The following is an 11973-nucleotide window of genomic DNA, read 5'->3' as shown; positions in this document are numbered from 1 at the left end:
TCTCWAAGGCGCAGCTCAATCGTGAGCTCGACCGTCTCGAGTTGCTCTGCGAACAGATCAAAATGCGTTGAGGCCGAGCGTGACGACATGGCCGAGACTTCGCCACAGGCGATGCTCGCAATGCTCAAGGGCATAGGCCCAGAGTTTGCGAATGTCCTCGCCAGCGAAGGGCTGTTCCGGCATTTCGACAACCGGCGCCAGATCGCAGCTTATGCCGGCCTTGCTCCCTCGCCATGGCGCAGCGGCTCGATCGATCGCGAGCAGGGCGTCTCGAAGTCTGGCAATCCACGCTTGCGCACGACGATGGTTCAAGCCGCATGGCTGTGGCTGCGCTATCAGCCGGACTCGGCTTTGTCCCGCTGGTTCCAGGAACGCGTCAGCCGCAACGGCGGACGCGGCAAGAAGGTCGCCATCATCGCACTGGCACGCAAGCTGCTCGTGGCCTTCTGGAAGTACGCCATGAGCGGTGTCGTGATCGAGGGCGCCGTCATGACGAAGSTGATCAACATACTTCATGTGACCCAATCCCCCGGGGCACTGATCAGCCCCAATGGATCCAGGCGAACGGACCGTAAGCCCCCCCTGGGCCGCAACAGCCGTCTGAAAAGAATCGGTCCCGTTCCTCCTCGAGCCCTGCCCCGGAATCGGCGGGATTATGGTGCTGCCGATCTCGAACGCGACCGGATGTGAGGTTGTACAGGCGAGGCGTGTTCGCCGGTACTCGTAACTCGGCTCAGCTGGATATCATTGGCAATTGGACGGACTGCTAAAATGCTTTGTCACCCCATTGACCGGAGAAACATCATGTGAGGGGGCTTTGCAACCCAGCTGGCAAAGATCAAAGCCGCTCTCCCGCGGGTCGTGTCCCGGCGCGTTCTCTAATCGCCACTGTCAACAGCTGACCTCTTTGCGGTTCGTCACGCGCGCTGGGCTCCAGGGTTCTCTCCGCGGTCGTCGCGCTGGACGCCGCATGTTAGCGTTCAAAGTAGGGTGAATCTAAGTGGTGTGCGCGGTCCGTGCCGCACTCGCGGGAACGATCTCACCCTCGCTAAGCGTCCCAGCGGGACGCGTTCTGTCGCGCTTGAGTTCAGCGTATTGCTTCGGATTTGGATCAGCCATGGCCGCCTCCCGGAAGGTCGTGTTGGTACGCCACATTGCGTGCAATGTTACCGCCAGCTTCCTGGCCAGGGCGACTTTCGCTTTGCGAGGCCCGGTTCGGCCTGCGATCGCCTGTGCCCACTCACGCAGGCGAGGGACGCCAAGCTTTCGAGACAAGATCGCATTTGCTGCTTCGTACAGGCATTTTCGAGCGAACCTGTCACCGCTTTTCGAGATGCGCCCGTTCCGGCTGATTTCGCCAGATTCGTAGCGCCTTGGCGTCAGACCGAGATAAGCGCCCGCGCTGGAAGATCGGTTGAAGCGTTCGGCGTCGTCGAATGCTGCAGTTACCGCCATCGCGGTGATCGGTCCGACTCCCGGCGCTGTCATCAAAAGACGTACCGTACCATGCTGTTTGGCTACCGCCCGGATTTTGCCATCGAGAGCGGCAATACGGGCTAGAATTTCACTCCGGGCGTGCATCAACGCTTCAAAGATAGGTATGAGCTCCGGTGCGACTGCCAGCTCGCCTGTGATGATCTCCGTCGCACGGCGTTTGAAGCCCCCAACCCGTTTTCCGAACATCACGCCAAACGTTTTTCAGCAACCCTCTGATCTCATTTTCAAGCTTCACACGCATGCCAACCAGCGTATCGCGCGCTGTCAGCATCGCCCGGTTAACATAGGCCTCATGACTCTTTATCCGGGCAGCCTTGAACCAACCTGTGCGGACAATCTGAGCCAAGCCGCGAGCATCATGTCTGTCGGTTTTATTTGGCATCATTTTGAGGACCGCATTAGCGTGACGCGCATCCAGGCAAATGATCGGGACACGCCGCTTCGTCAGCGCGTTCCAGAGCCAGACGGCAAGGGGACCTGTCTCCATTCCCACCCGTTCGACATCCGCGGCGCGCTTCGCTAGCCAGTCGGCTATCGCGTCAGGGCAGGTCGGCACCTTCGCCTCCGCGAGAATCTCACCTTCCGCCCCAACCAGGCAAATCGCCGTCTCCTCCTGTGACACATCCAGTGCTGCAAAAACTCCCATAACGTCCTCCACGTTCGACTCCGGCCGAGCGCCGAAGCGGCAATGACATCCTACCGCAACAAAGCGGAGGTCGAGTGTGGCGATTACGTTAAGTGGTGTAGGTTTTGAGGGTAGCGAAGCTGACCGGACGCGCGCTCATCGATAAAGCGCTGTAGCGGCCGGTCAGTTTCGCGGGTGGTCACCGGCGAACTTCGGATAAGTTTGGGTTGCAAGACTCAACTTACGGAGACCWCCGATGACCAATGACAAGATGGACCTGCACGCYCTGGTTGGGAAGACAGCCGACGGCGATTTTCTACGCGAYATGATCGGCTTTGCCGCGCAGCGGCTGATGGARCTGGAAGTGGGCGRYSTKACSGGCGCKGCCTATGGYGATAARGATCCYGAGCGCCTCGCGCAGCGCAACGGCTATCGGGATCGGGACTGGGAGACGCGAGCAGGBACGGTCGAGCTGCGGATCCCCCACTGCGCAAGGGAACATATTTTCCAGGGTTTCTGGAGCCCCGCCGTATGGCAGAGAAGGCACTGACGGCCGTCATCCAGGAAGCTTATATCCAGGGGATCTCGACCCGCTCTGTGGACGATCTGGTCAAAGCCATGGGCATGAGTGGGATCTCAAAGAGCCAGGTCAGCCGACTGTGCGTGGAGATCGACGAGCGGGTGAAGGCCTTTCTCGATCGTCCGATCGAAGGCGACTGGCCCTATCTCTGGATGGACGCGACCTACATCAAAGTGCGGCGAGCCGGTCGCATCGTCTCTGTCGCGGTCATCATTGCCGTTGGCGTTAACAGCGATGGCCGGCGCGAAGTGCTCGGCATGGCGATCGGTCATTCCGAAGCGGAGGTCTTCTGGACCGAGTTTCTACGCAGCCTTGCYCGTCGCGGTCTGCGCGGCGTGAAGCTGGTGATCTCAGATTCCCATGAAGGCATAAAAGCCTCCGTCGCCAAAGTGTTCAGCGCCACCTGGCAGCGATGCCGGGTTCATTTTATGCGCAATGCGCTGGCCCATGCCGGCAAGAGCGGACGCCGGGTCGTGTCGGCATTCATCGCCACCGCTTTCGCCCAGGAAACTCCAGAGGCCGCAAAGGCCCAATGGCGTAGCGTCGCCGATCAATTGCGCCCTACCGTGCCAAAACTCGCTGCCCTGATGGACAGCGCCGAGGAGGATGTGCTGGCCTACATGACCTTCCCAGCCCAACACCGCACGAAGTTGCACAGCAACAATCCGATCGAGCGGCTCAATGGCGAGATCAAGCGGCGTACTGATGTTGTCGGCATCTTCCCCAACGAAGAGGCGATTACCCGTCTCGTCGGCGCTATCCTTCTGGAACAGAACGACGAATGGGCCGTCCAACGCTGCCGCTACATGACACTTGAGAGCGTCTCAGGTTTAAGCGATAATCCCATCATCACGTTGCCTGCCATGGCAGCATGATCAATCCGGCTTAGCCGGAGGTCGCTGTGGCTATCCCAGCGAACCTACACCACGCTGTGGGACACGATCGTGTGGTCGAAGCGCTGAACCTGCCAGACTGCTGGATCGGAGCGGGCTTTGTGAGAAACGCGGTATGGGATCACCTTCATCAGCGTTCTATCGCGCCGCCGGATGCAGACGTTGATGTGATCTGGTATGACCCGCATCGCACCGACGCGGCCGAAGATCAGAAATTCGAGGCCCAGTTGCAGGCTCTGGAGCCTTCGATCACCTGGTCAGTAAAGAATCAAGCTCGGATGCACGGTCGGAACGGTGATGCTCCCTACACTTCCGCCACCGACGCCATGCGCTACTGGCCGGAAACCGCGACGGCGGTTGCTGCCCGGCGACGCGGATCGGATGGTTGCGATATCGCAGCCCCTTTCGGATCGGACGATCTGCTTAATCTTGTTTTACGCCCAACCTCGCGCTTTCGCGTCGAAAGGCGCACGATTTATGAGGATCGGATACGCACCAAAGGATGGTTTGGCTCTTGGCCGCTTCTCACAAGGGCCGAGGGCTAATTCCGCAATCCACTAGATATCGCCGCTACGGCATACCGAACACCCGAAATGATGTGATTGTCAATCAAACAGAAGGTGGCGGTCGCGGGGCGTTTCGGTGTTTTCAGACGACTGAACGGCGATCAAAAATTGCCATACACTCTCGCATTTCTCTTCATGTTTGGTAATATGGCGACCCGCTACCCAACAACTGCTGAGAAGAGAGTGAGTAGACCAAGCTACCGTGCAGCGATTAAGGATTTAAGCATTCTTACGGCGCTTTCTCATTATGACCCTCACGTTGCAGGAACACTGCCTTTGGGCCTCGATGTTTCAACCAGCGATATAGACATCCTCTGTTACGCGCCTGACCCCAACCTCTTCACTTCGCACGTATGGGCAGCTTTCAGTTCATTTCATGATTTTCGCATTTGGCAATGGTGTGAGGGCGACCAAACCGTGATCGCCGCTTTCACAGCGCAAGGATGGCAATTTGAACTTTTCGGCCAAGCTAAGCCTGTTAAGCAACAGAGAGGCTGGCGTCATTTTCTCGTGGAGCAGCGTCTGATCACATTGGGCGGCGAGGGCTTTGTCAAAGCCGTGATGGCGCTTCGGAGAGACGGTATGAAAACCGAACCGGCTTTTGCTGTCGCACTGGATATACAGGGCGACCCTTATGAATCCTTGCTCGATATTGGGTCATTGGATGAACACGCTCTCGTCGGCCTTCTCCATGAGGCAGGCTACAGGTGATATATGGACGAAGCCCGGACATTTGATTTTCAGAATGCGCGGGCTGCTTCTCCCATGTCCGCTATCTGCGCTCGATGCCTGACAATCAGGTGTTTCTCAGGCTCTTTGTGAGAAAAGATGATCGAAAAGGAGCGGATTTCGTCCCGTGAGGTTCCGACTCATACCATCAAACCCCACAGAAAATGTGGGAACAGTTGTGGTATCAGTTTCAGTGTTCTCTCAAATTATTACGCCAAATCAAAACGATAAATCGCTTGACTGGTGACCCCTACGTGTATCCGGCAGTCATGGCTACGCATTGATTTTGCATCGTAAATTACATTACACATGATTAGCATGTCGTTCCCTCGCTCGAGCGCCTTGTCGTGCGATTGGATTTCTTCGTGCAGGAGCCGCCAAGGCTCGTAAGGCGGTTTTGGCCGATGCCATCGTCGAGGTCATTGCGCCGGGCCTGAATGCAGCAATGTATCGGATCAGCGCGTTTTTCCGCTTATCTGATCGAGCGTGTCGTGCAGCGCTGCCGGTGCGATGATGATCAGGGTTTCCATCGTCACCATGGCCTGCGACCTGCATTTGACCACTGTGCCGCGTGCGATTTTGAGATGTCGCATCATCGACCTGCATGATCGCGTTCGAGTGCAATCGCTATAGCGTTCCTGCCTCCTCTGCGAATCCTCGGCTACGGATTCGATCGCGTAACTGCCTCGCTATTTCACGCCAGTGGTACTCGTATCAGGATATGCGATACCCAACTGCTCAAGGTAGCTGCCATATTTTGCGGGGTCGTAATAATATTGCTCCATCTTAGGGCGCAACTGCTCCATCACTTCCTTGTTCAGATGGATGGCGGGTTTGTCCTGCGCGGTGACGACGGGATCATATTTCATATCCTTGGTCTGAACATTGGTGAAATAGGCCTTTGCCGCGCTGACCAGCGTGGGCGTGGTCATGATGTCCAGCACAGTCATGGCCACCGCTTTTGCGCCTGCGACAGCGCCCTTATGCGCAATAGGGGTCGCCATCGCCATGGCAGCGGTCACATGATGTCCGATCGTATTGGGAATGTTGGATGGATAGCCAATGGTGATGGTGGGTACTGTCCACATGATGTCGCCGATATCGTCGGACCCACCAAAGCTCGCACCGCCGCGTGTTTCAGGGGTCGACAGGGGGGCGACCTTGCTGTCCAGGGGCTTGGGCGTGAAGCCGTTAGCCTGTTGTACCGCGTTCGCGAAGGCTGATCAGCTTCGCTCCACTGGGGCATCCCCACCATTTCGATATTGGCATAGGCGGCTTCGGCCAGCGGCTTGTTACCGAAATTGGGCGCGGCATAGCCCAGCAGGCGGCGGGTGACGGTGGTGCCGGTTGCCTTGGCCGCAGCCTCCGAAATCTCGTTGCCGGTTTCGTACAGCGTGCGGACTGAAGCGAAATCCTTGTCACGGAAATAATACCAGACGCTCGCTTCGCCCGGCACGATGTTGGGCTGGCCCCCGCCGTTGGTGATTACATGATGCGACCGCTGGGTTAGCGGCAGATGCTCGCGCCGGAAATTCCATGCAGCGTTCATCCATTCGACCCCATCGAGCGCGCTGCGGCCATTCCATGGCGCGGCACCATGGGCCGTCTTGCCATGGAAATCATATTGAACCGAAACCATGCCGGTCAGGCCCAGATCGCCCCAACCGGTGCCGAAGCCCGCATTGACATGCGTGAAGATGGAGGCGTCGACATCCTTGAACAGCCCTTCGCGTACATAGAAGGCCTTGGTCGCCAACAATTCCTCCGCAACTCCGGGCCACAGCATCAGCCGTCCCTTTATCCCGTACTTTTCCATCACATTCTTGGTGGCGATGGCGGCGGCGATGATGAGCGGCATACCCGAATTATGCCCTTCGCCATGTCCCGGTGCGCCTGCAACCATCGGCTTGATGACCGGCGAACCAGGTGTCTGGGACAGTCCAAGCAGCCCGTCAATGTCCGATCCCAGTGCCACCAGCGGGCCGCCCGTCCCCCAGGTTGCGGTCCACGCCGTCGGAATGCCCGCGACGCCGCGCGTAACATTGAAACCGTTCCGTTCGAGGATGGCGGTCAAATATGCCGAAGTCTTCACCTCCTGAAAGCCCGGTTCGGCGAAGCTGAAGACGCTATCGACCATTTCCTGCACTAGCTTGGCCTCCCCGTCGATCGCTGTCGCCACCTCTGTTTTCAGCGCGCCGGGCGCCTTGGCTAGCGCCGGAATGCTCAGGGACAGGCTGGATGCGGCAAGCAACTGGCTGATCGTGGACATGATATTATGACGTGATGGGGCGGGCATGGGCGCTCCGAAGATGAGGATGGACGCAGGGTTTCAGGCAGGGCAGCTATCTCGTGACGCCAATATCCGTATGGGGATAGGCGATGCCCAACTGTTCCAGATAGCTGCTATATTTTGCGGGATCATAATAATATTTCTCCAGCTCCGGCCGCATCCGATCCATGATCTCCTTGTTCAGATGGATAGCCGGCTTGTCGTCTGCGGTCAGCACCGGGTCATATTTCTGGTCCTTGGTCTGGACATTGGTGAAATAGGCCTTGGCCTCGCTGACCAGTGCGGGGGTTGTCATGATGTCGAGGACGGTCATGGCTACCGCCTTGGCCCCCGCGACCGCGCCCTTGTGCGCGATCGGCGTCGCCATCGCGATCGCCGACGTGACATTATGGCCGATCATACTGGGAATGTTGGACGGAAAGCGGATGGTGATGGTCGGCACCGTCCACATGATATCGCCAATGTCATCGGACCCGCCGCCGTTCGACTTGCCCCGCGACTCGGGGGTGGAAAGTGCGCTGACCTTGTCCTCCAGCGGCTTGATCTCCAACTTGTTGGCCTGCTGCGCCGCCTTGGCGAAGGCTTGGTCCTGCGCGGTCCATTTGGGCATCCCGACCATCTGGATGTTGGCATAGGCCGCCTCGGCCAAAGGCTTGTTGCCGAAATTGGGCGCGGCATAGCCGAGAATGCGGCGGGTGACGGTGGTGCCGGTCGCCTTGGCCGCCGCGTCCGCGATCTCGCTGCCGGTTTCGTAGAGCTTGTGGATCGAATCGAAGGTCTGTTCGCGGAAATAATACCATACGGTCGCTTCGCCCGGCACGATGTTGGGCTGGCCGCCGCCATTGGTGATGACATAGTGCGACCGCTGAGTGATGGGCAGGTGTTCGCGGCGCATGTTCCATGCGATGTCCATCAGTTCCACGCCGTCCAGTGCGCTGCGCCCGGCCCAGGGTGCGCCGGCGGCGTGCGATGTCTTTCCGTGGAAATTATACTCCACCGACACCATCCCGTTATTGCCCATTTCGCCATAGCCGGTGCCAAATCCCGAACCGACATGCGTGAAGATCGATGCGTCGACATCCTTGAACAGGCCGGCGCGTACATAGAATGCCTTGGTCGCCAGCAATTCTTCTGCAACGCCCGGCCACAGCATCAGGCGGCCCTTCATCCCCCGCTTTTCCATGACATTCTTGGTCGCGATGGCGGCGGCCACGATCAGCGGCATACCCGAATTATGCCCTTCGCCATGCCCCGGTGCGCCTGCGACCATAGGCTTTAGCGTGGGCGATCCGGGATATTGGGACAGGCCCAGCAGCCCGTCCACGTCCGAACCGAGCGCGACAAGCGGGCCGCCCGTGCCCCATGTCGCGGTCCATGCGGTCGGTATGCCCGCAACGCCCCTGGTGATGGTGAAACCATTTTTCTCCAAAATGCCGGTCAGATAATCGGCAGTCTTGAATTCCTGAAAACCCGGTTCGGCGAAGCTGAAAAGGCTGTCGACCATTTCCTGCACCAGCTTGGCCTCGCCGTCGATCGCGGTTGCTACCTCCTGCTTCAACGCGGCGGGCGCCTTGGCAGCGGCGGGAAGCGGGACAGTGGCGAACGTGGTCGAAACCAGCAACAGGGCGGCAAGCGACTTGCCAGGCAGCGATCGGGCGGATTTCAGCATCACGAATGTCTCCAGAACGGACGAATCACGGATAGGGAGCGGGTCGGCGACACGGGTCGCCGACCGCCAAAGTCAGGTCAGATGGACAGGCGCACGCCCATGCGGAATACGCGGCCCAGAACGTCGTAGAGGGCGCGGTTGGTCTGCGGATAAGCGGGCGTGTTGTTGCCCGTCGGGCCAATGCCGACCAGCACCGGATCCTTGTCGAATATGTTGCGGACCGAAAGGAACAATTGTGTCTTCGATCCGCCCATGTCGAAATTATAGCTTGCGTTGAGGTCGAAGTAGAACGCGCCCTTGATCTTGTTCAGGTTGATCGTGCGATTGTCGGCGGTCGAAAGCGGGCAGGCGGTGTCGCAGACGATATAATTATTGTTGTAGACGCCGCTGGACACGCCGCGCGCTACGCCCTGGATGCTAAAGCCTGCGTCCATGTCGTATCCGGCGGTGAAGCGATAGGTCCAGTCGGGCAGGCCGCCGGTATTCTGGCCGGCCGCATCGGTCGTGGCGGTGACGCCATTGTCCAGTTTCAGTTCGAACGCCTTGCTGACCAGCGCGCGCAGCGTCATGTTGCCGGGACCGACCTGCCTGCGATAGCTGGCTTCGATGTCGATGCCGCTGGTCTTCTCGGTCACGAAGTTGGTCGGCTTGATTTCGATGCTGGTGATGGCCAGCCCCGGCGTGACGATGCCACGGCCGCCGCTGGTAGATATGGCGGTACAGGCCAGCGCGATATTTTGCAGATAGCATTGATCGACCAGCGTCTGCGCCGCCAGGGATGAGATCGACCCGTCGATTTTGATATTATAATAATCCACCGACATGGCGAAGCCCGGCAGGAAGGTGGGCGTCAATACAACGCCCGCGCCATAGGTCTTGGCGATTTCGGGTTGCAGGGTCGGGTTGCCCACGGTGGATTCGTTGAACTGGTCCGCGCGCACCGTCGCGCCACTGGGGACGTTGACGGTGTTGGTACGCCCGGTGCCTGGCGCGAACAATTCGCTCAGGTTCGGCGCGCGGATGTCGCGGGACACGGTGCCCCGGAACTTGATGTCGTCCATCGCCTGCCAGGTCAGGCCAGCCTTCCAGGTGTTGACGCTGCCCGATGTCGAATAGTCGGTCACGCGGAACGCGCCATTGAAATCCATACCCCGGAAGATCGGGACGATCGTTTCGAGATAGGCTTCCTTCACATTATAGCGACCGATGGTGGGCAGATAGTTGCCATAGATCCAGGTGCCGGTCGTGACCCCGTTGGCGACGATCGGCCGGAACAGGCTGTCGACCGATCCGGTCACCGATTCCTTGCGATATTCGCCGCCGAACGCGATCGAGATCGGTCCGGCCCACAGGTCGAACAGATTATTGGTCGAAAAATTGATCGCTGCCACTTCCTGCTTGAGGTCCTGCTTACGCAGCGGCTGGAGACCATTGTACAGTACATAGCCGATCGCCGCCGCCGATGCGCCGTTGGTGCCGATGCGGTTCAGCGGAACGCAGCTTCGATCGTTGTTATTGGGGTTGGCATCCACATTGATGCGGCAGACGATCGTTCCGGGGGCATAGCCGCCGACATTGCCCGCAGCCGCGACGACCGCGTCGGTGGCACTTGCCATGCGCGAAATATTCCATGCGTTTGTCAGCAGTTCGCTCGTCTTGGTCTTGCCGAGCTGATAATAGGCGTCCCACGTCCAGTCGCTCGATGCGACTGAAAATTCGCCGCGTCCGCCCGCGACATAGCGGAACACCTGCCGCGTATTGTCGCTGCCCTGCGGCGGCAGGAAGATGTTGCTGGTGCCGATCTGGACCGACGTCAGGTTGTTGGCGACCATCGCCGCCCGTACGCTGTCGGGCAGGAAGGCATTGTCGCGCTGGATCGTGACGCCCACTGTCGGGGTCTGCTGATAAAAGCTTTGGCCGTTATAACGGCTGTAGGAAAACTGGCCGAATATCTCGATCAACGGCGAAAATTCATAGCTCAGGCGGCCAAAGGCGCTCTGACGCTTTTCCGAAGGCAGCAGGGTCGCGCTGCCGCGATGTCCCTTGGTAGTGATGTCGGTGTCGCCGCCGATCATCCACTGGCCGTTGGTCGCGCCGAAATTGAGCTGGTTGACCGATGCCTTGCCGGTTGCCGGATTGATCGACCCGAAATAGGTGCCGCGCAACGAGCCGGTGCTGATGAGGCCGCCCGGCGTGAACTGGCCGGTGCCGATGCCCGCCTGGACGATATATTCGGGGACGCAGGGTGTATTGAGCGATGCTGCGTCGGTGCAGCGGGCCGCGCTGTAGGCCGGGTTGTTGGCCAGGAAATAGCCGCTGTCGTTCCAGTCGCGGTCGATCGACTGGATACCCGCCTGCGTGAAATATTCGCCTGATACCAGGATATGACCCTTGCCATCGGCAAAGGATTTCCCGCCGGTCGCATTGAACTTGTAGTTTTTGCCGTCGTCGCGAGTGGTGACGCCATATTCATATTCGGTCTTGAAGCCGGTAAAGTCACGGTCGAGGATGAAGTTGACCACGCCCGACACGGCGTCCGAACCATAAGCGGACGAAGCGCCGCCGGTCACCACCTCGACCCGTTCGATCAGCGCCTGCGGAAAGGTGTTGACGTCGACCTGGCCGGTCGTGGTGGAGGTGACGGAGCGCTGGCCGTCGAACAGCACCAGCGTGCGGTTGGCGCCCAGGTTGCGCAGGTTGACGCTGTTGATACCTGCCGCGCCGTTGCTGAGCGAACCGTTGGAGGACGCCGCCGTGCCGCTGCCGCGAACCGCCGGCAGGGTGTTGACGAAGTCGGAAATATTGGCCGGCGCTTCCGCCTTCAACTCCTTGGTGCTGATGATGCTGACGGGCGTCGGCGCGTCATATCCGTCGCGGACGATGCGCGACCCGGTGACTGTGATGTCGCTCGAACTGTCGGGCGCGGTCGCCTGCTCGTCGGGCAGGGACGCGACGGTCTGCGCCGTGGCGATTGCCGACGCTGCGCACAGGGCCGCAGCGCAGGCCGTTCCCAGCAGCCGGTGCGCGCGTCGGCTGGATGCGTGACCGATATGGTCGGATTGCGTGATGTTCATGTGTGACCCCCTGTTGCTACTGCTCCCAGGCCTCCACGCACCCCTCTACA

General features: G+C 59.4%; 7 protein-coding genes and 3 pseudogenes. 4 read left to right on the top strand and 6 right to left on the bottom strand.

Translation table 11 applies throughout. The features are described from left to right. Positions 1–492 (top strand): annotated as a pseudogene (locus BF95_RS15035) (transposase); the annotation flags it as partial. Positions 493–996: 504 nt separating this feature from the next. Here the strand turns inward: BF95_RS15035 and BF95_RS29295 are convergent. After that, on the bottom strand, positions 997–1683 hold the full coding sequence (locus BF95_RS29295) for a transposase (protein WP_235209771.1): 687 nt from the start codon (positions 1681–1683) through the stop codon (positions 997–999). After that, on the bottom strand, positions 1589–2155 hold the full coding sequence (locus tag BF95_RS29290) for an IS110 family transposase (RefSeq protein WP_235209770.1): 567 nt from the start codon (positions 2153–2155) through the stop codon (positions 1589–1591). The genes BF95_RS29295 and BF95_RS29290 overlap by 95 nt, the downstream gene beginning before the upstream one ends. 223 nt (positions 2156–2378) lie before the next feature. Here BF95_RS29290 and BF95_RS15020 point away from each other — a divergent pair. The 3 genes and pseudogenes from BF95_RS15020 to BF95_RS15010 all read left to right on the top strand — a co-directional run bounded on the left by BF95_RS15020 (position 2379) and on the right by BF95_RS15010 (position 4872). Then, positions 2379–3577 (top strand): annotated as a pseudogene (locus BF95_RS15020) (IS256 family transposase). 71 nt (positions 3578–3648) lie between these two features. Further along, positions 3649–4140, top strand: coding sequence for a nucleotidyltransferase family protein (locus BF95_RS15015; RefSeq protein WP_043152212.1), 492 nt, complete (start codon positions 3649–3651; stop codon positions 4138–4140). Positions 4141–4197: 57 nt separating this feature from the next. Next, positions 4198–4872: a DUF4269 domain-containing protein gene (locus BF95_RS15010; RefSeq protein ID WP_235209769.1), complete on the top strand. Its 675-nt coding sequence runs from the start codon at positions 4198–4200 to the stop codon at positions 4870–4872. 473 nt (positions 4873–5345) lie between these two features. On the opposite strand, the gene BF95_RS27895 is transcribed toward BF95_RS15010, so the two are convergent. The 4 genes and pseudogenes from BF95_RS27895 to BF95_RS14995 all read right to left on the bottom strand — a co-directional run bounded on the left by BF95_RS27895 (position 5346) and on the right by BF95_RS14995 (position 11923). Next, a complete protein-coding gene (locus BF95_RS27895; RefSeq protein ID WP_161774303.1) occupies positions 5346–5486 on the bottom strand; it encodes a hypothetical protein in 141 nt (46 codons plus the stop codon). A 93-nt stretch (positions 5487–5579) separates the two neighbouring features. Next, positions 5580–7159 (bottom strand): annotated as a pseudogene (locus BF95_RS15005) (amidohydrolase). 73 nt (positions 7160–7232) lie between these two features. Next, positions 7233–8849, bottom strand: coding sequence for an amidohydrolase (locus BF95_RS15000; protein ID WP_043152211.1), 1617 nt, complete (start codon positions 8847–8849; stop codon positions 7233–7235). Between the two features lie 77 nt (positions 8850–8926). Then, a complete protein-coding gene (locus BF95_RS14995; protein ID WP_051520041.1) occupies positions 8927–11923 on the bottom strand; it encodes a TonB-dependent receptor domain-containing protein in 2997 nt (998 codons plus the stop codon). Positions 11924–11973 lie beyond the last annotated feature (50 nt).

Source organism: Sphingobium sp. Ant17 (assembly GCF_000588875.1).
In the GTDB taxonomy this organism is placed as follows: domain Bacteria; phylum Pseudomonadota; class Alphaproteobacteria; order Sphingomonadales; family Sphingomonadaceae; genus Sphingobium.
Note: the sequence above shows the minus strand (reverse complement) of the source record. Positions and strands in the feature narration are given on the sequence as shown.